The organism is Desulfobulbus rhabdoformis (genome assembly GCF_016919065.1).
Taxonomy (GTDB): domain Bacteria; phylum Desulfobacterota; class Desulfobulbia; order Desulfobulbales; family Desulfobulbaceae; genus Desulfobulbus; species Desulfobulbus rhabdoformis.
Genome location: NZ_JAFFQA010000032.1, coordinates 1 through 24,758, shown reverse-complemented (window position 1 = coordinate 24,758; position 24,758 = coordinate 1). Strand labels below are relative to the sequence as shown.

20 protein-coding genes are annotated in these 24,758 nt (G+C 56.4%); 16 read left to right on the top strand and 4 right to left on the bottom strand.

The genetic code is table 11. The features are described from left to right. The first annotated feature begins 9 nt into the window (after nucleotides 1-9). From pglZ to JWJ90_RS15840, 7 genes are read left to right on the top strand one after another with little or no spacing between them, the layout of a single operon-like run. The gene (pglZ, locus tag JWJ90_RS15870) at nucleotides 10-2,508 is read left to right on the top strand and encodes a BREX-1 system phosphatase PglZ type A (RefSeq protein ID WP_205228196.1); all 2,499 of its coding nucleotides are present in this window, start codon (nucleotides 10-12) and stop codon (nucleotides 2,506-2,508) included. Nucleotides 2,509-2,522: 14 nt separating this feature from the next. Further along, nucleotides 2,523-4,592: a BREX system Lon protease-like protein BrxL gene (gene brxL / locus JWJ90_RS15865; protein ID WP_205228195.1), complete on the top strand. Its 2,070-nt coding sequence runs from the start codon at nucleotides 2,523-2,525 to the stop codon at nucleotides 4,590-4,592. A 1-nt stretch (nucleotide 4,593) separates the two neighbouring features. Beyond that, on the top strand, nucleotides 4,594-7,170 hold the full coding sequence (locus JWJ90_RS15860) for an AAA family ATPase (protein ID WP_205228194.1): 2,577 nt from the start codon (nucleotides 4,594-4,596) through the stop codon (nucleotides 7,168-7,170). Nucleotides 7,171-7,174: 4 nt separating this feature from the next. Beyond that, on the top strand, nucleotides 7,175-8,404 hold the full coding sequence (locus JWJ90_RS15855; RefSeq protein WP_205228193.1) for an exonuclease SbcCD subunit D C-terminal domain-containing protein: 1,230 nt from the start codon (nucleotides 7,175-7,177) through the stop codon (nucleotides 8,402-8,404). An 11-nt stretch (nucleotides 8,405-8,415) separates the two neighbouring features. After that, complete coding sequence (locus JWJ90_RS15850) at nucleotides 8,416-11,670, top strand: AAA family ATPase (RefSeq protein WP_205228192.1); 3,255 nt, start codon at nucleotides 8,416-8,418, stop codon at nucleotides 11,668-11,670. Nucleotides 11,671-11,714: 44 nt separating this feature from the next. Further along, entirely contained in the window at nucleotides 11,715-13,400 is a 1,686-nt protein-coding gene (locus JWJ90_RS15845) for a DUF262 domain-containing protein (protein WP_205228191.1), read from the top strand. A 16-nt stretch (nucleotides 13,401-13,416) separates the two neighbouring features. Then, the gene (locus tag JWJ90_RS15840) at nucleotides 13,417-14,394 is read left to right on the top strand and encodes a calcium/sodium antiporter (protein ID WP_205228190.1); all 978 of its coding nucleotides are present in this window, start codon (nucleotides 13,417-13,419) and stop codon (nucleotides 14,392-14,394) included. A 680-nt stretch (nucleotides 14,395-15,074) separates the two neighbouring features. Here the strand turns inward: JWJ90_RS15840 and JWJ90_RS15835 are convergent. The 4 genes from JWJ90_RS15835 to JWJ90_RS15820 are packed head-to-tail and all read right to left on the bottom strand — an operon-like array spanning nucleotide 15,075 to nucleotide 17,874. After that, the gene (locus tag JWJ90_RS15835) at nucleotides 15,075-15,497 is read right to left on the bottom strand and encodes a hypothetical protein (RefSeq protein ID WP_013258651.1); all 423 of its coding nucleotides are present in this window, start codon (nucleotides 15,495-15,497) and stop codon (nucleotides 15,075-15,077) included. Beyond that, the gene (locus JWJ90_RS15830; protein ID WP_049675228.1) at nucleotides 15,494-17,080 is read right to left on the bottom strand and encodes a recombinase family protein; all 1,587 of its coding nucleotides are present in this window, start codon (nucleotides 17,078-17,080) and stop codon (nucleotides 15,494-15,496) included. The genes JWJ90_RS15835 and JWJ90_RS15830 overlap by 4 nt, the downstream gene beginning before the upstream one ends. Further along, nucleotides 17,073-17,597: a DUF2924 domain-containing protein gene (locus JWJ90_RS15825; protein ID WP_013219093.1), complete on the bottom strand. Its 525-nt coding sequence runs from the start codon at nucleotides 17,595-17,597 to the stop codon at nucleotides 17,073-17,075. Before JWJ90_RS15825 ends, JWJ90_RS15830 begins: the two co-directional genes overlap by 8 nt. A gap of 34 nt (nucleotides 17,598-17,631) precedes the next feature. Further along, nucleotides 17,632-17,874 (bottom strand): hypothetical protein, encoded by a 243-nt coding sequence (locus JWJ90_RS15820; protein WP_041248519.1) that lies wholly within the window; start codon nucleotides 17,872-17,874, stop codon nucleotides 17,632-17,634. A gap of 320 nt (nucleotides 17,875-18,194) precedes the next feature. On the opposite strand from JWJ90_RS15820, the gene JWJ90_RS15815 reads away from it, so the two are divergent. From JWJ90_RS15815 to JWJ90_RS15775, 9 genes are all read left to right on the top strand, one after another. Continuing rightward, complete coding sequence (locus JWJ90_RS15815; RefSeq protein WP_049675229.1) at nucleotides 18,195-18,623, top strand: MarR family winged helix-turn-helix transcriptional regulator; 429 nt, start codon at nucleotides 18,195-18,197, stop codon at nucleotides 18,621-18,623. Nucleotides 18,624-18,673: 50 nt separating this feature from the next. Beyond that, a complete protein-coding gene (locus JWJ90_RS15810) occupies nucleotides 18,674-19,573 on the top strand; it encodes a permease (RefSeq protein ID WP_049675230.1) in 900 nt (299 codons plus the stop codon). Nucleotides 19,574-19,590: 17 nt separating this feature from the next. Beyond that, complete coding sequence (locus tag JWJ90_RS15805; RefSeq protein WP_152961354.1) at nucleotides 19,591-19,782, top strand: hypothetical protein; 192 nt, start codon at nucleotides 19,591-19,593, stop codon at nucleotides 19,780-19,782. 23 nt (nucleotides 19,783-19,805) lie between these two features. Continuing rightward, on the top strand, nucleotides 19,806-20,972 hold the full coding sequence (locus JWJ90_RS15800) for a hypothetical protein (RefSeq protein WP_049675231.1): 1,167 nt from the start codon (nucleotides 19,806-19,808) through the stop codon (nucleotides 20,970-20,972). After that, complete coding sequence (locus JWJ90_RS15795) at nucleotides 20,965-22,029, top strand: hypothetical protein (protein WP_049675232.1); 1,065 nt, start codon at nucleotides 20,965-20,967, stop codon at nucleotides 22,027-22,029. Before JWJ90_RS15800 ends, JWJ90_RS15795 begins: the two co-directional genes overlap by 8 nt. 320 nt (nucleotides 22,030-22,349) lie before the next feature. Continuing rightward, the gene (locus tag JWJ90_RS15790; protein WP_013258644.1) at nucleotides 22,350-22,676 is read left to right on the top strand and encodes a hypothetical protein; all 327 of its coding nucleotides are present in this window, start codon (nucleotides 22,350-22,352) and stop codon (nucleotides 22,674-22,676) included. A 195-nt stretch (nucleotides 22,677-22,871) separates the two neighbouring features. Continuing rightward, the gene (locus tag JWJ90_RS15785; protein WP_049675233.1) at nucleotides 22,872-23,456 is read left to right on the top strand and encodes a sigma-70 family RNA polymerase sigma factor; all 585 of its coding nucleotides are present in this window, start codon (nucleotides 22,872-22,874) and stop codon (nucleotides 23,454-23,456) included. A 104-nt stretch (nucleotides 23,457-23,560) separates the two neighbouring features. After that, on the top strand, nucleotides 23,561-23,899 hold the full coding sequence (locus JWJ90_RS15780; RefSeq protein ID WP_049675234.1) for a hypothetical protein: 339 nt from the start codon (nucleotides 23,561-23,563) through the stop codon (nucleotides 23,897-23,899). Then, nucleotides 23,896-24,758 (top strand): PD-(D/E)XK nuclease family protein (locus tag JWJ90_RS15775; RefSeq protein ID WP_420828921.1); only part of this gene is annotated, 863 nt, incomplete at its 3' end. The genes JWJ90_RS15780 and JWJ90_RS15775, both read left to right, overlap by 4 nt.

The following is a 24,758-nucleotide window of genomic DNA, read 5'->3' as shown; positions in this document are numbered from 1 at the left end:
GCGCCATTGATGGAAAACCGCATAGCCCAGGCCCTGACCAAACTCTTTGACCGGCACCGGATCGTCTTCTGGTACGACGCCAAGCAGGAGTTGCGCGACGACTTTGAGGCGCTTCAGCTTCCCGGCGTCGAGAAGCTGGAGCTGACCAACAACGAGTACGGCATAAAGTACAAGCTGCTGCGCGAGCAGCCGGAACAGAAATTCCTGCTCTACCGTGAAGGGCCACAACCCGCCGATCTGGATAACTGGCTGCTGGATGTGCAGCTGGCCCACGGCGAGTTCCGCACCGATCAGGTGGCCATCTGGCTTTCCGAACTGGAGCTCGGCCTGGAGTTCACGGATGTGGTGCAGGCCCATGCGGAGTTCTTTCAGGCGATCAAGCGCAAGGACGCCCTCAAGAAGCTGCTGAAAGCCGACGACACCGCCGGGCAGATTCGCCTGAAGATGCTGGCGGTATGCACCGGCAGCGAGCCGCGCATGGATGCGGTGGTGGAAAACCTGCTGCAGGAGCTGGCCGACGGTCGCGACGAGAAGATCAAGCTGGTTGGCCGGTGCAGCCTGGACGGTTTCCTCTGGGAACAGATGACCCGCTGCTATGGCTACAAGTCCGACGAGCCGGGCATCCGCGACTTCGCCATCGAGCTGTTCAAGTCCTGCTACGCCATGGGCACCGACGGCCAGGTGAAACTGACCGGCGACGCCCTGGTATTCCTCAAGCGCTGGAAGGATAGCCGTCAGTTCGAAGGCGGCTTCGAGACTCTCTCGGGGGAATGCGCCGAGGTCCTTGGCATTGAGCAGGATCTGACCAAGCGGGATTTCCGCGAGTTGATCGAGCTGGATTACTTCCGACTGATCGACCAGAAGATCATCAGCGACCTGGTGCGGGCAGTGGCAGCCCGCACGGCCTCCAGCGGTGACGTGGCGATCTGGGTTCGCCAGCGGCGGCAGGGCCACTGGTATCGTGAATATCGCCACTTATACGAGGCGGTCGATTACGCCGCCCAGTTTACCCACGCCCTGGGCGAGGCCAAGCTCGAAATGGACAGTCTGGCCGAAGGCGTGCAGCGCTACAGCCGCTTCTGGTATCTGCTGGATCAGCTCTACCGCAAGTTCACCTACCATGTGCGCATGTCGGGACAGGCGTCGCTGATGGGCAGCCTGACCGAACAGATCGAAAACCTCTACTCCAATAACTACCTGCTGAAGCTGGGCGACCGCTTCCAGACCTTTGTGGACGCGGCATCGAAGTGGGAAGCCTTCCCGGTGCGCAAGCAGAAGGAGTTTTTCGAACACTGGGTTCGGCCGTTCCTGCGCAAGGACAACAAGGTCTGCGTGATCATCTCCGATGCCATGCGCTACGAGATCGGCGATGAGCTGCTGAGCCTGATCCGCCAGGAGGACCGCTACAGCGCCGAACTGGAACCGGCGCTGTCGATGCTGCCCAGCTACACCCAGCTCGGCATGGCAGCGCTTCTGCCCAACAAGGCGTTGGCGATTACCGACAACGAAACCGGCACCGTGCTGGTGGATGGACAAAGTTCCCAGGGTACGGCCAATCGCATCAAGATCCTTGGCCAGGCGATCAGTCAACGGGCTACCGCCTGCAAGGCCGATGAACTGATGGCCATGAAGGGCGACGACTGCCGGGCGCTGGTGCGCGATCACGACGTGATCTACGTTTACCACAACCGCATCGATGCCACCGGCGACAAGCGTGAATCCGAGGAGCGGGTTTTCGAGGCGGTGGAAGAGACCCTGCAGGAGCTGATTCGCCTGATCAAGAAGCTGACCGGGGCCAACGCCAACAACTTGCTGGTGACCTCGGACCATGGCTTCATCTACCAGAACCGCGCCATCGACGAGAGCGACTTTTCCGGGGTCGACGCCGAGGGCGACCAGATTCTGTTCCGGGACCGCCGCTTCGTGCTCGGCAAGGGGCTTGCCGAGGCATCCAGCCTGCACAAGTTCACTCCCGAGCAACTTGGCCTTGCCGGTGAGGTGGAGGTGCAGATTCCCAAGTCGATCAACCGCCTGCGCCTGAAGGGCTCCGGCAGCCGCTTTGTGCATGGCGGCGCATCGTTGCAGGAGGTGGTGATCCCGGTGCTCAAGATCAACAAGAAGCGCCAGAGCGATGTCACCGCCGTCGAGGTGGACATCCTGCGCGGAGCCAGCTCGGTGATTACCTCCGGGCAACTGGCGGTGACCATGTACCAGGCCGGGCCAGTGACGGACAAGATCCAGCCGCGAGTGCTGCGGGCTGGCATCTACACCGAGGCGGGCGAGCTGATCTCCGACAGCCACGACCTGACTTTCGACCTGAGCTCGGACAACCCCCGGGAGCGGGAGCTGCAGGTGCGCTTCGTGCTCACCCGCAAGGCTGATGAGGCGAACGGCCAGGAGGTCATCCTGCGGCTGGAGGAAAAACATGCCGGAACTTCACATTACAAGGAATACAAGTCGCTCCGGTACTTGATGCGGCGCTCATTTACCAGCGACTTCGACTTTTAAAGGACGGGTGATCGATGAACGAACTTGACCAGAAAATCAACACACACTTCCCGGGACTCGTTGTCCGCAAGGATCTCGTCAAGACGGTCAAGGGCAACGCCATCGTTCCCTCCTACGTGCTGGAATATCTGCTGGGCCAGTATTGCGCCACCAGCGACGAGCCGACCATCCAGACCGGTATCGAGACGGTCAAGGAGATCCTTGCCAAGCATTATGTGCACCGGAATGAAGCCGGATTGGTCCGCTCGAACATCAAGGAAAAGGGGCGCTACAAGGTCATCGACAAAATCAGCGTTGACCTGAACGACAAGAAGGATGTCTACGAGGCGCAGTTCTCCAACTTAGGGCTGAAGGAGATCTTGGTTGATTCCGGAACGGTGAAAAAGCACCCCAAACTCTTGGTCGGTGGCGTGTGGTGCATTGCCGATTTGGAATATGAGTTCACCGAAGACAAAAGCGCCAGTCCCTGGATCTTGTCGACCCTCAAGCCGATCCAGCTCTCCCATTTCGATTTCGACGGCTATGTTGAGGCCCGCAAACAGTTCACCACCGACGAGTGGATCGACCTGCTGGTGCAAAGCATCGGCTTCAACCCGGAGATGTTCGGCAAACGCAGCAAGCTGACCCAACTGGTCCGCCTGATCCCGTTTTGCGAACGTAACTACAACCTGATTGAACTTGGCCCCAAGGGGACCGGCAAATCCCACATCTACTCGGAGTTCTCGCCCCACGGCATCCTGATCTCCGGCGGCGAGGTTACGGTTCCCAAGCTGTTCGTGAACAACTCTTCCGGAAAGATTGGCCTGGTCGGCTATTGGGACTGTGTTGCCTTCGACGAGTTTGCCGGAAAGCAAAAGCGCGTGGATAAGGCCCTGGTCGACATCATGAAAAACTACATGGCCAACAAGTCCTTCTCGCGAGGTGTCGAGACGCTGGGCGCGGAGGCCTCCATGGTGTTCGTGGGCAACACCCAGCACACCGTGCCCTACATGCTCAAGCACTCGGACCTGTTTTGCGAGCTGCCCGACAAGTTCTACGACTCCGCGTTTCTTGATCGCATCCATTTCTACATCCCCGGCTGGGAGGTGGACATCATCCGAGGCGAGATGTTCTCCGGTGGTTACGGTTTCGTGGTGGATTACCTGGCCGAGATCCTTCGCTCGCTGCGCAATCACGATTACTCGGACCGCTACAAGGAGCACTTCTCCCTCTCCTCCGATATCTCGACGCGGGACCGCGATGGCATCAACAAGACGTTCTCCGGCCTGATGAAAATCCTTTTCCCGCATGGTGGGGCGTCCAAGGAAGAGGTCGAGGAACTACTGCGGTTCGCGATTGAAGGCCGCAAGCGCGTCAAAGACCAACTGATGCGCATCGACTCCACCTACGGCAACGTCCGCTTTACCTATCAAGACAGTGATGGCCAGGCCAAGCCTGTCACCACGCTCGAAGAAGAGGAATACCCCGGCTACTACCACAAGACCATCGCCGAGGGTGAAGACGGGGAAATCTTGGAAGCTGCGCAACCGGACTCGCCCCAAAGTCCATCCGAACCCCTAGCTCCGGCCGAGCCCGTCCTCAAGGAAAAGCACCTCACATTCCAGGAGAACCAGAAGGGCCTCTCCTTCGATACGCTGCTCGGCCCTTATCTCAAGGGCGCGACCACGATCACCGTCACCGATCCATACATCCGCCTGTTCTACCAGGTGCGCAACTTCATGGAATTTTTGGAGACCGTGGTCAAACACAAGGCCCCGGATGAGGAAGTGTCCGTGCATCTGGTGACCACGGAAGACGAGTTCAAAGGCGAACAGCAGAAGGACAACTTCGAGAAGATGAAGGAGTCCGCAAGCAGCGTGGGCGTGAACTTCACCTGGGAGTTCGACGGCACCGGCACGATCCACGCCCGCCACATCGTGACCGACCATGGCTGGAAAATCTCCTTGGATCGCGGCCTCGACATCTTCCAGCACTATGAGATGAACGATGCCTTTACCTTCGCCAATCGCCTGCAGCAATACCGGCCATGCAAGGCGTTCGAGGTGACGTTTATTAAACACAAGCGGGAAGCTGAGGGGGAATAATATGAGCGGGATTTCGGCATCACTGACCAAATGGTTTTCAGAGCGCCCCCAGTGGCTTCAGATCGCGGCTACTCGGCTACTCCAGCAGTCTGAGCTTACCGACAAAGATGTCTCTGAGCTCGCAACCCTATGCCAGCAGGAATCCGAAGGTAAGCTGCCCAAAACGACCTGTTCCTTTCCTGCTACCGCGTTCTCCCCGGGCGCAGCAGGCTCCCTGCGTTTGTGTTCAATCAGTGATGTCGAAGGAGTAAACGCCCTTGCTCCGAAAAAGCCACTTGAGTTTGGCAAGGGCAATATCACGATTGTTTATGGCAACAACGGGTCAGGCAAATCCGGTTACGTCAGACTCCTCAAACATGTATGCGGAGCCCGCGAGACGGGCACCCTCCACCGCAATGTCTATAAGCCCGGTGCTGCCGCACAGAAAGCCTGCATTTCGTTTGAGCAGGACGGCGTACCGAAGACTCATACCTGGTCTGGGCAAGGTATCTGCGATGACCTCAACAGCGTTGACATTTTCGACACCTCGTTTGGCAAGGTGTTTGTCAGCAGCGAAGACGAGGTGAGCTACGAGCCGCCGGTATTATCCTTTTTCAGCTCGCTCATCCTCGCATGCGAAAAGGTCGCATCGGCCCTGGATGCCGAGGCAAACCGGCACCAGTCCAAAAAGCCGAATATCCCGGCTGACAAGAAGATAACTCCTGAAGGCATCTGGTACGAAGCCATCAGCGCCAAGACCAGCACCCAGGACATCGACAAGCATTGCTCGTTTGGCAGCTCTGACGAGACCGAGATGCAAACGCTGCAGCAGCGTCTTGCCGAACAGGCACCGGCGGAAAAAGCGAAGCAGCTGAGAAAGCAGAAACAGCATATCGACACTCTGGTCCAGGATGCTCAAAAGTATCTGGAGCAATTATCGGACGAGAATTACCGGCGGATCATTGCTGCCAAGAAGAAGTCGATTCTCAAAAAGGCAGCGGCAGATACGGCAGCGGAAAAGGTGTTCTCCGGCAGCGAGCTGGAAGGAATCGGCTCTGATGTCTGGAAAGAACTTTGGGAAGCGGCCCGGAACTACTCCGTATCGGCTGCCTACAAACAAGCCGAGTACCCGAATGTTGCTGATGGTTCCCGTTGTGTCCTGTGTCACCAGACCTTGACCCAGGAGGCCAAGGAGCGGTTGGTCTCCTTCGAAAATTTCGTGAAGGGCGAAATGCAGAAAGCCGCATCGGATGCGGCCAAGGAATACGAGACCGCCAGTCAAACTATTGAGGCGCTACCGACATCGGATACGCTGAAGACACGTATCGATGCTGCTGGCATTCCACAGGATGAAGTCGCCAGCCAAGTGACGGATTTCTTTGCTCAATTGCAGACCAGGAAAGACCAACTCCCTGGGATCGATTCCGAAGAAGCCATTCCCGACCCTCTGCTCTCACCGAAATGGATCGAAGAAGCCAACGCCCAGTCGAAAAACCTCGGTGAACTCGCGGCAAAATATGACGAAGACGCCAAAAGCGATAATCGTGAGGAGATCAAGAAGAAGCTAAACAGCCTGCAGACCAGAAAGTGGTTGTCTGAACACCGCGCCGCCATTGATGAAGAAGTCACCCGATTGAAGCTGCTGAATCAGATTCAGGAAGCCAAGAAGTCGACCAACACCAAAGCCCTATCCCAGAAGAAAGGGGAGCTGGCAGAAGCCTTGATCACGGATGCGTTCGTGCAAAGGTTCAATGCAGAGCTCAAGGCCCTGGGCGCGTCTCAGGTGAAAGTCGAGCTCGTGAAGTCAAAAGTCTCCAAAGGCCGCGTCCTTCATAAGCTCCAGCTTCAAGGGGCTTCTCAGAATGGGCTCGCCGATGTGCTGAGCGAGGGAGAAAATCGGATCGTTTCCATTGCGGCTTTCTTGGCCGACGTCACCGGCAAGAGCAACCAGGCCCCGTTTATCTTTGACGATCCAATATCCTCGCTGGACCAAAGCTATGAGGAGGCCGTGGTTCAAAGACTGATCGAGTTGTCTCAGGAAAAACAGGTCATAGTCTTTACTCACCGCCTGTCCTTGCTGGGAACGGTCCGGCATTTTGCCGAGAAAAAGACCATCAAGCCCGATGTGGTGAGCATTCGCTCTGCGGACTGGGGGACCGGAGAGCCCGCTCCCATTCCACTTTCACAGAGCGACATCAAATCCGCCCTGAACACACTCATGAATCAGCGGTATCAGGATGCAAAGAAGGCGAGTGAAAACGGCGAGTTTGAACATGCCGAAATCTTGCTGAAGTCGATATGTAGCGACTTCAGGACATTGGTGGAGCGCTCTATTGAAAATGATCTGCTGTGCGGGGTGGTCCAAAGATTCCAACGACCGGTCCATACGTTGAAGCTCAAGGATCTGGCCAAATTGAAGGACGCGGATTGCAATCTCCTTGATTCGCTCATGACCAAATACTCAGGGTTTGAACACTCGCAACCAACAGAATCACCTGTGGAGCTGCCGAAGCCAGACGATCTGTTGGCCGACATGACTTCATTGAAAAACTGGCGTGAGGAATACGCGAAACGCCCCACCTCAGCGGTGACTGGGTAGCAGTATGAGAGTGCTCCATACATCCGACTGGCATATCGGCCGCACCCTTTACGGCAGAAAACGCTACGAGGAATTCGAGGCTTTTCTGACCTGGCTGGCTGAGACGATTCAGCAGAATGCAATTGATGCATTGCTGGTGGCGGGTGATGTCTTTGACACCAGCGCTCCGAGCAATCGCGCCCAGGAGCTTTATTACCGGTTCCTGTGCCGGGTGGCCGCCTCATCTTGTCGGCATATTGTTGTTGTCGCGGGCAACCACGATTCCCCGTCCTTTCTCAATGCTCCCAAGGAGCTGCTCAAAGCCCTTGATGTGCACGTGGTCGGTAGTAGCACGGAATCCCCGGAAGACGAAGTGCTGGTGCTCCGTAATGAGCAGGACGTTCCTGAATTGATTGTCTGCGCCGTACCTTACCTCCGCGACAGGGATATCCGCGTTGCGGAGGCTGGTGAGAGTGTTGAGGACAAGGAACGAAAGCTGATTGACGGCATCCGCACTCATTACGCCGCCGTCGCCGCCTTGGCCGAGCAGAAGCGCGAGGAACTCGGAGCCAATATTCCCATCGTTGGCACGGGACATCTGTTCACCGCAGGTGGACAAACCGTCGATGGTGATGGCGTGCGCGAACTCTATGTCGGCTCCTTGGCTCACGTGACTGCCGGGATTTTTCCTGCCTGCTTCAACTATCTGGCGCTGGGGCACCTCCACGTCCCGCAAAAGGTGAACGGCCTTGAGACCATTCGGTACAGCGGCTCTCCTCTGCCCATGGGGTTCGGAGAGGCAAAACAGCAGAAGAGCGTTTGCCAGGTTGAGTTCCACAGCACGGCTGCATCGGTACAGCTGATCGACGTACCGGTGTTTCAAAAGCTCGAACGCGTCAAGGGTGACTGGGACGGCATCTCAAGCCGCATCCTTGAATTGACGGCAACGGGCTCCCAAGGCTGGCTCGAAGTCATTTACGACGGCACTGAAGTCATTGGCGACCTGCGTGAACGCCTGGAGGCAGCGATTTCCGGCACCCAAATGGAAATTCTCCGGATAAAGAACAACCGCATCATTGAACGTGTTCTGAGACAAATCCATGAAGAGGAAACGCTCGACGACCTGAACGTGAACGACGTGTTCGAACGATGCCTCGCCATCCATGACGTGTCCGAAGAGCAGCGGCCAGAGCTGCTTCGGGCCTATCAGGAAACGGTCTCGTCTCTCTATGAAGACGACGTGCAGGCGGAATAGAGAGGCTGTCCATGAGAATCCTGCAGGTACGCTTCAAGAATCTGAACTCACTGGTCGGCGAATGGCAAATCGACCTGATGCATCCGGCCTTCGCGTCTGACGGCATCTTCGCCATCACCGGCCCCACCGGCGCGGGGAAGACCACCATCCTCGATGCTATTTGCCTCGCCCTTTATGGGCGGACGCCTCGCCTGAACAAGGTCACCAAGAGCGGAAACGAAATCATGTCCCGCCAGACCGGCGAATGTTTTGCCGAGGTGACCTTCGAAACCCAGACCGGGCGTTACCGCTGTCACTGGAGCCAACACCGGGCGCGCAAGAAGCCGGATGGCGAACTCCAGGCCCCGAAGCACGAAATTGCCAATGCCGATTCCGGCGAGATTTTCGAATCCAAGATCAGAGGTGTAGCCGACCAGATCGAGTCCGCTACCGGCATGGACTTTGACCGTTTTACCCGCTCCATGTTGCTGGCCCAGGGCGGCTTTGCCGCGTTCCTTCAGGCGGCACCGGATGATCGGGCTCCGATCCTGGAGCAGATAACGGGCACAGAGATCTACAGCCAGATATCCATCCGTGTCCATGAGCGCCAACGTGAGGAGCGGGAAAAACTGAACCTGCTCCAGGCTGAAACGGCAGGTATCGTGATTCTTGACCCGGAGCAGGAACAAGAGATCGGGCAGGCACTCGAAGCAAAGCAGAAGGAAGAGACAGACCTTTCCGCCAGGGCCGTTGAAACCGGGAAGGCCATTGCCTGGCTCACCACCATCGATGGACTGAAGAAGGAAATCATCAACCTGGCCGATGAAGCGAGCAAGCTGCAGGGCGATATCGAGGCATTCAAACCGGACCGTGAAAAGCTGGGCCGGGCTTTGAGCGCCGCTTCACTGGACGGCGCATACGCAACGCTCACTGCTACCCGCAAACAACAGGCGGATGACAGTGCAGGCTTGAAAGCCGAGGAAGAGGCTCTTCCTGGACTGGAATCCTCTGCCAAGGAACAGGCCGAGGCACTGAAATCGACTGAGCAACAAACCGCTCGGGCCAAAGAAGAGCTGAAAGCCGCCGCGCCTACATTGCAGAAGGTTCGCTCCCTCGATCAGAAACTTTCCGATCAGAAAAAAGCTGTATCGGAAGAGGATGAGGGCTGCAAGAAGGCTACGGCAAAAATTGATGCAGACAAAAAAGCCCGGCTCGAAGAGCAGGACAAACGCTCCAAGGCTCATGAGACGCTGGATCTTGTGGACGGCTATCTCAAGGAGCATGCACAGGATGAATGGCTGATAAGTGGTCTGGCTGGCGTTGAAGAACAGATCGGCGGCCTGCTCTCCAAACAAAATGAAATCGTTCAAAAAGAGGCTGCTCAAGAAGCGGCCAATACGACTCTGGAACTGGCGACAAAGTCACTCGACGACTGTCAGAAGCAATCCGGCATTCGGAAGGAGGAACTGGAGGACGCCTTAAAACAGCTTCAGCAGAGCAAAGATGCATTGAGCCAGTTGCTGGGAGACCGCTTGTTGCGGGAATATCGCACCGAGAAGGAAACCCTGCTGCGAGAAATGGCCTTCCTGACCAAAATTGCGGAGCTTGAAGATCACCGGGCAAAACTGGAAGACGGCAAGCCCTGTCCTCTTTGCGGCGCAACCGAACACCCCTTCGCGGAAGGGAATGTACCCGTCCCCGATGAAACCGAACGGAAGATCGATTCCCTGGCCAGCCTGATCAGCAAAGCCGAGGATCAGGAAGCCGCCATCAAGAAACTCGAAGAAGCTGAAAACCTAGCCCGTAAGAACCTGACGGAGGCTGAGAAGCTGGAGTCAGCAGCGGCTAATGACAAGAAGGCTGCCGAGAAAGCCCTGGCCGAGGTGAAGGACGGCCTGGTGAAACTCCGTGCCGATTTTGCCGAACGCAGGCAGTCTGTCTCTGCCAAGCTCCAGCCGCTTGGTATTGCGGACATCCCTGAAACCGACATTTCATCACTGATCGAAACCCTCAAGGCGCGGCTGAAGGCGTGGCAGGCCCAGGTCAAGAAAAAGGCGGACATCGAAAAACAAATTTCCGACATCGACAGCGAGGTGAAGCGGCTGGATGCGGTTATCGAAACTCAAAGCACCGCCCTGACCGAAAAGCTGGAACGCCTGGAGACCTTGAAAAAGGTACTCGTCGCTGGAAGTGATGAGCGCAATGCACTGTACGGCGACAAGAATCCGGACGATGAGGAGCGCCGTTTAAACAAGGCGATTTCGGATGCCGAAGGTGCCGAAAAACAAGCCAGAGACCGGCACAATGAGCTCCAACAAAAATGGAATACCGCGAAGGCCCATGTCGAATCTCTGAAGAAACGCATCGATCAACGAGAGCCGGAACTGAGAAGGCTTGAAACAGTATTCTCCGCAGCGCTCGCGCCTGTTGGCTTTTCAAACGAAGAACAGTTCCTGGCGGCCATAATACCCTCTGAAGCTCGGGCGGAGCTGACAGCCACGGCCAAGGATCTGGATGAGCGTCAAACGGATCTGAAGGCCAGACAGAAGGATCGGGAAACGCGCCTGGCTACGGAAATGGCCCGCAAGGTCACCGACAAGTCGCTGGAAGAGCTCGAGCCCCAATTCAAAGAGCAAGAGGAGGCCCTGAAAGAGCTACGGGACATCATTGCCGGTCTCAAGCACAAGTTGAGTGAAAATGCGGCCGCTAAAGAGCTGATAAAGGAAAAGCAGGCAGCTATCGAGGCCCAGAAAAAAGAGTGCCGCAGGTGGGAAAACCTGCACGAATTGATCGGCTCCGCAGACGGAAAGAAGTACCGCAATTTTGCCCAGGGGCTGACCTTCGAAATGATGATTGGTCACGCCAACCGGCAATTGCAGAAAATGACCGACCGCTACTTGCTGGCCCGAGACGATGCTCAGCCCCTTGAGCTCAACGTGGTCGACAACTATCAGGCTGGAGAGATTCGGTCCACGAAGAATCTTTCCGGCGGCGAGAGCTTTATCGTCAGCCTGTCCCTGGCGCTTGGGTTGTCCCATATGGCCAGCAAGAATGTCCGTGTGGATTCGCTGTTCCTGGATGAAGGCTTCGGCACCCTGGACGAGGAAGCCCTCGACACCGCCCTGGAAACCCTCGCGGGCCTGCAGCAGGACGGCAAACTGATCGGCGTCATTTCGCACGTGCCCGCCTTGAAGGAGCGGATCAGCACGCAGATCCAGGTAACGCCTCAAACCGGTGGCAGAAGCCAGATATCCGGGCCTGGATGCGGCAGCGTCGTCCCAGTTTAGCGGAGCTGGAATTTCGAGAAGATGGTTAATAACAAGGAGACAAGATGAGCAAGAAAATCAGTGGTGCCGAATATCCTCTCTCGAAAATATTCAGCTCCGACTTTGATTATGTCATACCGTCGTATCAGAGGCCGTATGCGTGGACAGTGGACCAGGCGTCCGAGCTGTTTGACGACCTATATGATTTTTACGTCCGCGAGAAGGAAGACACTTATTTCCTCGGCAGCATTGTTCTGATCAAAGAAGAAGGAAAGCCTTACTCTGAGGTCATTGATGGTCAGCAGAGATTAACGACGCTGACGATTCTCCTCTCATCGATAACGTCAAATCTTTCGGGCGATCTGAGGAGTGACTTCGAGAACTACATAAGGGAGCCAGGACGTGCCTCCCAGGGACTGAAGCCTAAACCGAGGCTTTCTCTCCGAGAAAGAGACCGTGAGTTTTTTACGAAACACGTTCAGTCTCTTGATTTTGATACCCTGCTCGGCCTTGATCCTGCTGGTCTCGACAACGAATCTCAGAAGAATATTCAGTCGAACAGTCGCCTGTTGCTGGACAGACTTAAAAATACCTTCGGCAGTGACGCCGACAAGCTATGTGCTTTTGGCGCGTTTCTGGTTCAACGGTGCTTTTTGGTGGCGGTTTCAACGCCAAGCCAGCAATCCGCCTTCAGGGTGTTCTCAGTGCTGAACAACCGAGGCCTAGATTTGCTCCCTTCCGATATTGTTAAGGCTGATGTTATTGGGCGAATTCCCCCGGCGCGTCAGGATGAGTTCACTGAAAAATGGGAGGAACTCGAAGTTCAAACCGGCAGGAATGGTTTCAATGACCTGTTTGGACACATCCGGATGATTTATGCTCGGGAAAAGGCCAAGCGTGCGCTACTTGAGGAGTTCAAGGAGCATGTGCTGAGCGTGGTTGCCACGCCGGAAGACCTGATTGAAAAAGTCCTGGAGCCCTACGCCGATTCATACCTCATCGCAAAATCACAGCAATATGTGTCCACGAAAAATGCTGAGGACGTGAATCGTCTTCTGAAATGGCTGAATCGCATCGATAACTCCGATTGGCTGCCGCCAGCGATCCTCTTCCTTTCACAGGAGAAAGATCACCCGGAATACGTTTTGTGGTTCTTTACAAAGTTGGAGCGCCTGGCGGCCTATCTGCACATCTGCGCAAAAAACGTGAATCAACGCATCGAACGTTATGCAGAGGTTATTGCTTCCCTGCAAGCCCCGCATTCAAAGGATGCACCTGCTGTCAGCGTCGAACTGACCAAGGCTGAAATCGATGAGATGAAACAAGCCCTTGATGGCAAGATCTATGAGTTGACGGCTCGCCGCCGCAATTACCTTATCCTGCGCTTGGATTCATTCCTGTCAGATGGAGCCGCAACCTATGATCCAACCCTACTGACTATCGAGCACGTTCTCCCGCAAACCGTCAGCGACGGGAGCGAATGGGCGAAGTTATGGCCCGATCCAGACGGGCGGAAGAACTGGGTACATCGCATAGCGAACCTTGTACCCCTTACACAGAAGCGGAACTCGAAAGCACAAAACTTTGATTTCGACACCAAGAAGACAGCGTACTTTGGCGGGAAGCGAGGGGTGTCGTCATACGTTCTGACGACGCAGGTTCTTAAAACCGCTGAATGGACACCATCTGTTGTCGATCAACGGCAAAAAGACCTGCTTGAAGTTCTTGTTGACCGCTGGGAACTCGCTTGAGGGGCTAATATTTCGTATGACACTGGCCTTCATCGCTGTATTTTTTGGCTTGGCGCTCCTCGTTTGGAGCGCCGACCGTTTTGTGGAGGGCTCGGCCTCTACCGCTCGCCATTTCGGCATGCCGCCGCTCTTGATCGGCATGGTGATTGTCGGGTTCGGTACCTCCGCGCCGGAGATGGTGGTATCGGCACTGGCCGCCTCGCAGGGTAACCCGGGTATCGCGCTGGGTAACGCCTACGGCTCAAACATCACCAACATCGCCCTGATCCTGGGGATCACGGCGCTGATCAGCCCCATCGCCGTACATTCGCAGGTGCTGCGCAAGGAACTGCCCATCCTGACGGCGGTGACCGCCCTGGCGGCATGGCAACTCTGGGATGGCGAGATCACCCGGCTTGATGCCATCGTGCTGCTTGCCGTGTTCGGCGGTTTAATGGCCTGGACCATCTGGCAAGGGATGCAAAAGAAAGAGGATGCGCTGGGAAGCGAGATGGAGCAGGAGTTGGACGTCCGCACCATGCCGATCCGCCGTGCGGTCTTCTGGTTGGTAGTGGGGTTGGCGCTGCTCATCGTCAGCTCTCGTATCCTGGTCTGGGGCGCGGTGGAAATTGCTCACGGATTCGGGGTCAGTGACCTGATCATCGGCCTGACCATCGTTGCGGTCGGCACCTCTCTGCCGGAGTTGGCCTCGTCAATCATTGCAGCCAGGAAGGGCGAACACGATATCGCTCTCGGCAATATCCTGGGCTCCAACCTGTTCAACACCCTGGCGGTTGTGGGGATCGCCGGTACGATTCATCCGCTGGCCGTAGGGCCGGAAGTCTTCAACCGGGACATGCTGGTGATGGCCGCACTGACCCTGTCGCTGTTCGTGATCGGCTATGGATTCCGGGGACCGGGGCGTATCAACCGCATCGAGGGCGCGGTGCTGCTGGTCTGTTACGTGGGCTATACGGCCTACCTGATCAGCACGGTTTTCGGCGGGCAGGCATAGGCCAATTCGATTCCCGTTTTGGGAACCGAACCGGCGTCCGAAAACTGGATTCGAAGTTGTTGCTGCTCGACGCCAGGTATCCGGTTTTACTGCAAACCCGTAACCCTCGTCCGGTGCCGGGAAATCAGGGGAGAAATTCGTTTCTCTGGTCGGGTTGTCGGGAAGTTGTTGTGTGAAATGACTTCGGCGTTTATTATCAGGGAGTTACGAGGAGCGCGGGCTTTGAGACTGATTTGCGGTAGGTCGGCGTTCCCTCCACCATTTAGAAAAGACAAACCCGTCTCTCTGGGGTCATTCTCCGGGGTGACGGGTTTTCTTTTTCCCCTTGTTTCTAAAGGGTTTGCGCCTGTTTCACATCTTTCCGAAGCACCTCTCCGCACCATCGATTCTCCCCATCTTCCAGCCTTTCTTTCTCTGTTTGGCCCCTGATTCTCTGTTTTCTCCGGACCAAGTCCGAAGCTCGTCCGGAAAGCTACATCCCTGATTGATAAGGGTTTGCGGCTGATTGCCATTTTGGGCGGTTGTCTTAGGTCATCGTTCGATGCCGCAACCGGACGTTTTTTTCGAAATCGCCCGCCTCGGCCATGAAAAGAAGCGCGGTCAACTCCGGCTTCCTGCCCCCTAAAGAAGAAAAGCCGACGCTGATGGTCGGCTCTCTGGGGCGGTCTCCGGTCCGGTCGTCAGTCGGTGGCGAAGCCGAACTGGCGGCGCTGCTCGGCCCAGTCCTCGGGAAAGGTCTGGGTCAGCTTGGCCAGCGATAACCCGTTTGGTTCCTCGCCGTTGATCAGGGCTTCGACGATGTCGGGGGCCAGGGTCGTCAGCTTGAGAATGCGGGCCACATACGAGCCATCGACGTCGAGGGTACGGGCAAGCTCGCTGATGGACTTGATCTGCCCGGATTCGAGGATGTCGGCCCAGGAAAAGGCCCTTCCCAGCGCCTGGAGGACGGCGGACTGCACCGGCTCCTGCGCCCCGGGGATATCCCCATCCAGGGCCTGGGGAGCGATGACCGTCTTGCGGCCGCGCATGCGCCGGATCAGCATCGGGATGTGGATCTGCAGGTTGCCGTTGTCGGCTACGGTAATGGTCGGCTTCATTTTCATCGGCTTGCCCTCCGTTCAGTGACTTCGCATGCCAGACCGGCCAGTTCGGCGATGAGCGTTGTCAATCCGTTGGTGCGCAGCTCCATGTCGATTCCGGTCTCGCGGATCTCCACCTTGTCCACCAGGAGGCGGATGAGGCGATTCCGCTCCACCGGGAAAAGGTCTTCCCAGAAGCCCTCGACATTCTGGAAGGCCTCCGACACATCCTGTTCCGTGATGCTGTTCCCCTGGTAAGCTCTGCAGCGCTCGCTCACATGGGTCAGTTGTTTCGAGAGCTCGACTGCCTGGCGGTTGACCGTCGTCAGCATCTCGGCCTTGCCCGGATGATCGCTGCCAGGTTTCATCAGTTCGAGTGCCTGCTCCCGCGCCTGCGACAGCTCCATCTCGAGTTGGGCTTTCTGCTTGAACAGCCGCTCCCGCTCCGCCTGCTCTATGTCCCGGGCCGCGAAGTAGGTCTTGGCTACCAGTGTCGGCGTGCGGAACACCGCGCTCAATTGCTCGATTACCGCCTGCTCGATGTCCCCGGCGGGAATCCGTTTGAGGGGGCACCGGCTCACGGTCCGCTTGCTGTCCTTCTGACAGATGTAATAGGTGTAGTGGCGGCCGTTCTTGCGGGCGTAGGTCGGTCCCATCGAGCATCCGCAGTGGCCGCAGCGGATGACGCCTTTCAGCGGGGCGACCATTTTGGTTCTTGCCATGGAAACCTTGACCGGTTTGTTGTCCTCCAGGATGGCCTGCACCTTGTCCCAGGTCGCCCGGTCGATGATCCCTTCGTGCTCACCGGGGTAGCTGCGATCCTTGTGGGCAATCTCGCCGATATAGACCCGGTTGTTCAGCAGCCGGTAGATGTGGCCTGTATTCCATTCTGAGCCCTCGCGAACCTTGCCTTTCTTGGTGGTCCAGGCTTTTGTGCGGTATCCCTGTTCGTTCAATTCCTGGCCCAGCTTCTTGGCCGAGCCGATCTGGATGAATCGGCGGAAGATGTACTGCACCGTCCTGGCTTCATCCGGGTTGACCAGCAGCTTCTTGTTGTTCCGGTCGACGTCGTATCCAAGAATGGGTACGCCGCCGCAGTATTTCCCCCGGCGCTTGGCGGCCGCCACCTTGTCCCGGATGCGTTCGGCAATGACCTCCCGCTCGTACTGGGCGAAGGTGATCAGGATGCCGAGAAACATTCGGCCGGTGGGGTCGGTGGTGCTGAAGTGCTGGGTGACCGAGACGAAGCTGACACCCTTCTCGTTGAAGAGGTCGATCATCTTCATGAAGTCCAGCAGCGAGCGGGACAGCCGGTCGACCTTGTAGACCACGATCACGTCAATCTTCCCGGCATCGATGTCCGCCAGCAGGCGACGCAGCCCCGGGCGCTCCATGTTTCCACCCGAGAATCCACCATCGTCGTAGCGATCCGGCAGAGCCGTCCAGCCACGCATCCTCTGGGCTTCGATATAGTGTTCCGCCGATTCCCGTTGCGCATCCAACGAGTTGAACTCCTGTTCGAGACCTTCCTCGTGGCTCTTGCGGGTGTAGATGGCACAGCGCAGGGTCTTGTTTTTGCCCGGCGCGACATTGCTGTTATCAAGCATCCGAACCTCCCTCGGCTTTTCTGCCGTAAACCTTCTTCAGTCCGAAAAAGACCTTGCCGTTCCACCTGGTCCCGGTGATCTCCCTGGCCACCGCGCTGAGCGACCGGAAGGTGCGGCCTTCGAACTCGTAGCCATCGGCAAGGACGATCACCTCATAGCGCCGGTCGTTCCAGACCCGCACCAGTCTGGTCCCGGGCAGGATCGCTTCGTTCGATTTCCGCTCTTCTGGGATGCGTCGATTGACAGTGGCGACCGGGTCCTCCTTGGCGGCCTGCTGGAGATGGACCTTGGCCTGTTCGGACAGCCCGCCGTAGAAAAGCTCCTGGATGCGATAGGCCAGCCGCTTGATGAGGAATTGTTTCTTGTACTGGGGTGGCTCTTCTCCGTAGAGGTCGAGCCATTTTTCCCGGAGCTGTTCCAGGGACATGGATTGCAGCAGGGCCATCTGCCGAAGGACTGAGTTTCGGGTTCGGTCCTGATTCTTGCCGCCGGTGGCGGCGTTCTGTAACTCATTCATTTTCAACTCCTTATTTTGGTTTCCGGACGAGTTGTCATGAATGAATGCTCTGTTCCGGCAATGAATCAAGTCCTTCTCCGAGCACAGGGGAAGAATCTTCGAAAACCTCTAACTCATTGCCCACACATGCATTTTTTGCCTTTCGGCGCAGGATCGCCGTGGCCAGAATGGAGGCGGCTGACTGGAGCCTCGCCTCACCCGACAAGCGGCCGGGTTTGCCGTTTTCGCCAAGGTCATCCGTCCCCGGCCCATCATTCATTTCCTGGACATCCAACATCGAACACCTCCGGTGGGACCGGGGGACTGGATGGTGTGGATGCCAGAAAACGGTGGCGGTCGGGATGCGCGTTCGATGGCACCCACAACCGCCTCAGCTCCGCCTCTGGTCGGTTATCTGGTTTCTAACTGTTCGTCCGGCTTCAAACCGGCTTTCTTCAGGCATTACCTACCGAGGGGCTCATGGAAGTGTCGGAAATCAGGTGTGAGATTATTTCTCAAAAGTGGTTGACATCGTCAACCAATAGAGCTATATTACCGTTCGACATTGCATAAAGGTTCGACAAGGGCCTTAAGGCGATTCACTCAAATGGAGGTTACATGACGCAAAGCACGATTTCGGATATAAGCAGAGCATTAATCGAGATTGCTTGGCATTTTGGCCCCAAGGGTTTGAATGGCGAATGCTGCGAAAACCTTACCATGCCGGAATTCATAGCACTGGACAAAATCTCCACCACATCTCAATGCGCCGTACAAGATGTCGGTTATTCGCTTGGCTTTACAAAAAGCGGTGCAACCAGAATTGTTAACCGGCTTGAAAAGAAAGGATATGTCCAGAAGATTAAATCCCATGAAGATGCAAGGATCTGCTGCGTGGAAATAACAAAGTCCGGAGAACGTGTCCTGTCGTCCGCGAATACACGTTACATGGAGCAATTTCATACCATTGCCGCAAAGATGCCGGAGCACTCAGTGGCAGACACCGTTAATATGCTCAAGGCAATGGCAACTGCCCTGAAGGGCTGATTTTTTTGCGCTTAAAGTTGACGATGTCAACCATAATGGAGAATTTTGGAATGAACAACCTGATCAGTACCATTCAATATTTTTTGATCATCACCGCAGAATTGACGGTGCTTTTTTTGGGCATCAGCACGATTGTTGCTTTGGTATTAACGTATATACCGCAAGAAAAACTCAGACAGTGGCTCTCGCGTCGGGGGATATGGGGCAACTTTTTGGGTGCCGTGGTTGGATCGCTCACCCCCTTTTGCGCATGCTCAACTATACCAATGACGCTTGGCATGCTGAATGCCGGGGCACCATTTGGGCCGGTTATGTCATTTGTCATCGCTTCACCTCTGCTCAACCCCATCATTATCAGTATGGTCTGGGCACTGATGGGGATAAAAGCGTGCTTACTCTATTTCGGAGTCACTTTTGGGGGGTCGATGCTATTCGGCGTTATTCTCGAAAAAATCGGTGGGGCGAACTACGTTAAAAAGGTCAGGGTCAAACCGAGTTGTTGTGGCGCACCCGGTGAATCCGAAAACCCCTTAAACTTTTCGGCTAAGTTAAAAGCGTCATTTATCTCCGCCTGGGGCGATTTTAGAGCGGTCCTCATTTATCTTCTTGTCGGTGTCGCAATCGGTGCTGGGATTTACGGATACATTCCTCAAGACTTCGTGACAAACATAGCCGGTCCAGACAACCCATTTGCTATTCCTATCGCGGCCAGTATTGGCGTCCCGCTTTACATCAGGGCCGAAACAGCCATCCCGATTGGGTTGGCCTTGTCGCAAAAAGGCATGAGCATGGGAGCGGTTATCGCTCTAATTATCGGCGGCGCAGGCATGGCGATACCCGAAATGGCTATGCTGGCAAGTATTTTTAGAAAACGTTTGGTTGGCGCAATCGTCATTGTCATCTGGACAACAGCAGTTGTGGGCGGATACGTATTCAACACAATCCTCTAATTTTTAAGGAGAAAACCATGCAAGACGAAAAAAAGACCAGCTTTTTCAAAAAAATCTTCGGACAAAAATCCTCTTGTTGCTCTCTGGAGCTTGAAGAAGTCGATTCAAATGAAGATAAAATTTCGCCTCCAAAAAAAACTGCGGCGAATTGCTGTTGTTGTTCACCGACGGATATTGATGTAAAAAAGGATAAAGACAACAAGGAGTAACGATAAAACGACAGGAGTATTTGATGGCAACTTTCAACCTACGCCGCTTTTCGAAGCCGGAAATGCTCCGGCGAATCGACAGGAAGCATCTCATTGCCTTTCTGGAGCCTCATGCCGCCTATTTTTCAGCTCGCGGCGTAGAGTTGCCACCAGTCCAGCAGGAAGATGGCCTGGACTACAACGCGCTCAGTCACATTTTGCTGACCCCGGACGGCTCAACTCCAGACGACCTTGCAGAGGCGTTGTTCTATGTAAATGAAGTTTCGACTCCTGAAGGATTCGACTCCATTCAGGATGAGATCGCTGGAACGGACATCGACGTGGAAATTGGGGAGAACGCCGCACCGGCAGACTTGGCTATACAGGTCTGGATGGCTGATCGGGAAATCATCGAGAAGGTACACGCCGAACAGTTCTTCATGAACGTCAGGTCCTTCGAGTATTTCAAGACCAAGAAAAACCCGCTGCCAGATTTCGTGCTGCCATCGGAGGAAACCCTCGCGGCCCTTGAAGCCGATCTTGACGAATGGTTTTCTAAGAAGCGTCGGGGCAAGTATTCCAAGGTGTTCGTTTATCCGAAAGAAGGCCACACATGGTTCCTCGTGCGCCACGGGAAGCCCTATGCTCGTGAGGCGGTCATTGAGGCCGGTGAGTCCACCAGTCAGTACTTCCGCCCTGAAAAATTCGACGTGCTTACCTACAACCCCGTCATTGGGGAGATCCGCATGAACGCCGAAACCAAGGGCGAGAAGGAGCTCTACCGGAAGAAATTCGGGCTGCATCTGTTCGGCAACGAAGAGTTCTTTAGCGAGCGCAGCCGATTCGACCTCGAGCCACTACGGCAGATCGGGGAAGAAGCGCTTCTTTGTGACGACGTGGAAGGCATTGAATACGTCAGACTGAAAGAGGTTCAGTTTTTTTGGGGTGGCGCACACAAGGATATAGAAATCCGGCGATCCGAGGACATGTTCGCTTCTCTCCGAGATCGGGATAAGACCCTTCCCGCTGGAGGCAAGATCGTCAAGGCGAGCTTCCAGATCAAATTCGACGGTTCCAAGACGCCCAGGTCGGTCACCTTGAGTTCAGGTAACCGAGCGCAATTCAAGCGGGATGGTGATGCCGAGGTTATCGAGCGCTGGCTCGGACTCAGGGGCTTTATTGTCGGAGCCGGAGGGGCCTCGGATGAGTGACCCCTTCTGGGCATACCTGGAGACATTGCCTGGAAAGTCGGCGGCGCTGTTCGATTGGGATAAGGCGCTCTCCGGTTGGGACCGGTATCCATTGTTTCGGGACAATTTTCTTCAACTGACCAAGAATCACGCGACCGCTGTGGATTGCCCGACGGAATGTGGCCTGGGATGCCCACGTAGTGTGATCACCCATGCGAAGACCGACATCCGAGCCGTCTGCATCGAAAAAGAACACGCGGCCATCCAACTCTCTCCACGGCAGACGCTGATCTACCGGCTCAAGCAGTCAGCCATCAATGGCGCTATCTGCACGGCCATGGGAATTGAACACCGAGAGGCAAAACTCGATGGCCTGCCCCACACATGGAGACTGGGCGATTTCATACCCACGGCTGGGATGGACTTCCCCGTTGTGCTGACAATGCAGGACAGCAAGGACGCGCTGGTAGAGGTCGTCCGATCATTATGCCTTTCGACCCCCAAACCCTTTGTTGTAATAGCGCCCACGCGCCTTCATCTGAGTCCTGCAGTTGAAACACTGCTGGCGCAGAAAGACAGCCTTTTCGTCGCGCTGAACGAAGATCTGTACCTGGGTGATGCGCCACGACTCCTGACCTGTCGGGACAAGACTGAGATATTCGCTCCCCTTATCGATCAGGTGCCTGGGCCGGATTCAGGCGGCACAGTGTTTTTCATGACACCGCCGGGCACCACATGGCCACAAATCAAGATTCAGTTCCGCGATGGCCATACCGTCACAATATGGGCGGGAGACCAGAGCGGTCGATACACCTATACGCAAATGGGAATGGCGAGCAGGAAGAATGGCAATCCAACCGAGCAATGGAAATTGCTTGAGGGGTTTGCCAACTCCAGTGGCGAGATCGACTGGCACAGCCGATACGCCTCGGACAAACTGAAGAAACAAAAGCAAGAGTTGTCGAAGCACCTGCGTGAATTCTTCCGGCTCGATGATGATCCCATCGAATGGGTCAAGGATACAAAGACCTACCGATGCAAGTTCCGCATCCTCCCGGAAGGTGCCGAGGTCTACTGACCACCCTTAATATCCAAGCGAAATTAAAGCCCCGATTCAGGATTCTGGATCGGGGCTTTTTGCGTCTTGGAGGCCCGCCCGGTGAAATTTCACTGGGGCCGGGCAAAAAAAGTTAAAAAAATTTTCCTCTGTAAACCCACCACCAATCAGAGCCTTACGGGCTTTCCTCCTCCTTGAGCCAGGGCGTTTTTCGGGGTCGTAACGAAAATTCGCCAAAGCAGGGTGACAGGTCTGGTGAACACAAAGAGTTCACGACCGCCACCCGGGAAATTCATGCCGGACCTGTCTCCCGGTCGGTCCAGAAATGAAGGAGGTTCGGCATGAACCAGACAAGTAAAGCACATCTCACCCCACCGAAGCGGCGACTCATCGAGTTGATGCAGGACATCAACTTCGGCCGCATCACCAACATTCCGGTCCGCGACGGCGAGCCGGAACTCACCCCTGACACGGTCATCGAGCGCGAGATCAAGCTGGGCGGACAGAGCGGTCCCAGGCCTGAGCGCGACCAAGATGACTTCATCCTCAAGCAAGAGGTCGTGACGCTGCTGGAGCACCTCGCGCAGATGGGCAGCGGAAAAGTCTGCCTGCTCGAGATCAAGCACGGTCTGCCGTTCCTGATGCGCATCGAGGAACGGGCAGCCTGAACACGTAACGACCTGAACCCTTAGACACTGGACAACAAGCTGGACGCATGGCGGAGGCTGTTGTGGGTGTCGCCGAGCCGAATACGGCAATTGGCGGCGTACCTGCGACCCCTTCGCCCACGCGACAGCTTTGTCCTGTGATCTGGCCCGTGCTGACACCCACGCGGAACTCCTCCTCGCTCCGAGGAGGCCCCGATGGTTTCTCAGAATTCTTACGACGGCATCGACAAGTATGCCGCCGACCTCATTCGGCACAAAGCACGTCAACTCGTAGGCAAGGCCGGATTCACCGAGGACGACAGACCCGACCTCGAACAGGAACTGATGATCGATCTGCTGCAGCGGATGCGGCATTTCAATCCCGCCAAGGCCAAGAAGACCACCTTCATGGCCCGGATCGTCGAACGTCACATCTCCACCATCCTGGAGGCCCGGTTCGCCCAATGTCGGGACTGGCGGCTCTGCCAAACCTCACTCAACGAACCCCTCGACAACGGCGAAGGCGACACCACCGAGCGAATCGACTTCCTGGACAGCGAGGGCTCTCTGGGAAGCGGCACCCGTGAGACAAGGGAGCGCCTCGCCCATGAGATCCGCATGGACCTCGACCGGGCCATCGCCTCGCTGCCGGAAGAACTCCGGGATCTGTGCGTACGCCTGCACGACAGCACTATGGCCGAAATCGCTCGCGAGATGGGCATTCCCAGAACCACCCTCTACGACCGGCTGAGCAAGCTGCGGGACGCGTTCAGCGAGGCTGGCCTTACCGACTACCTGTGATCTCCGACGCATCGACTCCGGCTCCGGTAAGTAAGCACCGTGCCGCATGGTGCGGCTATCCGGGGCCTCGGAAATCAGAACCTGAACAAAAGAGGAGTTCAACCATGACTCAAGACACCTACAAGTACCGTTTTGACGAGTCGGTCCCGGCCCAGGAACTGGAAGACACTTTCATGCTGGCGATGCTGGCCGTCGAAAGCCTGCATGGCCGTTCCCGTGTGCGGATGGAGAGCCGGTTCAATCTGGACAAGGCCCGCCGTACCTGCGTGATCGACGCCTCCACCGATGTCGGCAGCGACCTCGCCCGCATCTTCACCGGCTTCGCCACCAAGGAATACGGCGAACGCTCGGTCCTGATCGAACGAACCCAACCGTCGGGTTGCGCCTGCGCCTCCAAGCATCGCGCAGCGCCAGCCGCCGCCGAAGCGGGGGTGGCGGTATGAGCGAGCTGATGACCACCACCTATTCCATGTGGCGGCTGTTCCGCAACTGCCGCATGGCCTGCAAATGGCGCTATATCGACGAGCTGGTGCCACTCGAGCGCGACCCCAATCTGGCCTTCGGCTCGGTCATCCACGACTGTCTGGAATGTTGGCACGGCGAGCGGGATCTGGCCAAGGTCCTCGACCACATCGACCGGACCTATCCGAACCGGGCGCAGGACGACCATCAACAGGCCGACTGGCATCTCGCCAGGGCCATGATGAGTGCCTATGCGGAACACTACCCGGCCGAAGACTTCGAGGTCGTCGCGCTCGAAAAGACCTTCGAAGGCCCCATCGTCAACCCGGCGACCGGCGCGACTTCGCGCAGTTTCATTCTCGCCGGGAAGGTGGACGGCATCGTCCGTCAGGATGGCCAGTATTTCCTGCTGGAACACAAAACCGCCTCGCAGATCGACGCCAGCTACCTGGAGCGGCTGTGGACCGATTTCCAGATCATCCTCTATGCCTGGTACCTGGAGCAGACCCTCGGCATCACGGTCAGCGGCATCATCTACAACGTCCTGGTCAAGGCCAAGCTGCGCCAGGGCAAGGGTGAGACCGAGGCCGAATTCGAGGCCCGCCGGGCGGAGCTGATCGCCAAGTCGAAAACCGGCAAAAGCAGTGCCAAGCGCAAGCTGCCGGAGGACGACGACACCTTCCAGCAGCGGCTCCAGGAGAAGTACCTCGAGACGGGCATGTTCCACCGCGAGGTGCTCTACATCTCCCGCGACCAGTTCGAGGAACTGCGGGCGGAGCTGTGGGAACTCTCCAAGGCCATGCTCGACGCCCGTCGGCGCGACACCTTCTACCGCAACAC

Bases quoted from the DNA above. Each gene is read 5' to 3' on its own strand.
- pglZ (WP_205228196.1), top strand. From the start codon at position 10: ATGGAAAACCGCATAGCCCAGGCCCTGACCAAACTCTTTGACCGGCAC.
- JWJ90_RS15850 (WP_205228192.1), top strand. From the start codon at position 8,416: ATGAGAATCCTGCAGGTACGCTTCAAGAATCTGAACTCACTGGTCGGC.
- JWJ90_RS15820 (WP_041248519.1), bottom strand. From the start codon at position 17,874: ATGTTGGATGTCCAGGAAATGAATGATGGGCCGGGGACGGATGACCTT.
- JWJ90_RS15800 (WP_049675231.1), top strand. From the start codon at position 19,806: ATGGCAACTTTCAACCTACGCCGCTTTTCGAAGCCGGAAATGCTCCGG.
- brxL (WP_205228195.1), top strand. From the start codon at position 2,523: ATGAACGAACTTGACCAGAAAATCAACACACACTTCCCGGGACTCGTT.
- JWJ90_RS15810 (WP_049675230.1), top strand. From the start codon at position 18,674: ATGAACAACCTGATCAGTACCATTCAATATTTTTTGATCATCACCGCA.
- JWJ90_RS15855 (WP_205228193.1), top strand. From the start codon at position 7,175: ATGAGAGTGCTCCATACATCCGACTGGCATATCGGCCGCACCCTTTAC.
- JWJ90_RS15835 (WP_013258651.1), bottom strand. From the start codon at position 15,497: ATGAAAATGAAGCCGACCATTACCGTAGCCGACAACGGCAACCTGCAG.
- JWJ90_RS15860 (WP_205228194.1), top strand. From the start codon at position 4,594: ATGAGCGGGATTTCGGCATCACTGACCAAATGGTTTTCAGAGCGCCCC.
- JWJ90_RS15785 (WP_049675233.1), top strand. From the start codon at position 22,872: ATGGTTTCTCAGAATTCTTACGACGGCATCGACAAGTATGCCGCCGAC.
- JWJ90_RS15825 (WP_013219093.1), bottom strand. From the start codon at position 17,597: ATGAATGAGTTACAGAACGCCGCCACCGGCGGCAAGAATCAGGACCGA.
- JWJ90_RS15840 (WP_205228190.1), top strand. From the start codon at position 13,417: ATGACACTGGCCTTCATCGCTGTATTTTTTGGCTTGGCGCTCCTCGTT.
- JWJ90_RS15795 (WP_049675232.1), top strand. From the start codon at position 20,965: ATGAGTGACCCCTTCTGGGCATACCTGGAGACATTGCCTGGAAAGTCG.
- JWJ90_RS15805 (WP_152961354.1), top strand. From the start codon at position 19,591: ATGCAAGACGAAAAAAAGACCAGCTTTTTCAAAAAAATCTTCGGACAA.
- JWJ90_RS15845 (WP_205228191.1), top strand. From the start codon at position 11,715: ATGAGCAAGAAAATCAGTGGTGCCGAATATCCTCTCTCGAAAATATTC.
- JWJ90_RS15790 (WP_013258644.1), top strand. From the start codon at position 22,350: ATGAACCAGACAAGTAAAGCACATCTCACCCCACCGAAGCGGCGACTC.
- JWJ90_RS15780 (WP_049675234.1), top strand. From the start codon at position 23,561: ATGACTCAAGACACCTACAAGTACCGTTTTGACGAGTCGGTCCCGGCC.
- JWJ90_RS15815 (WP_049675229.1), top strand. From the start codon at position 18,195: ATGACGCAAAGCACGATTTCGGATATAAGCAGAGCATTAATCGAGATT.
- JWJ90_RS15830 (WP_049675228.1), bottom strand. From the start codon at position 17,080: ATGCTTGATAACAGCAATGTCGCGCCGGGCAAAAACAAGACCCTGCGC.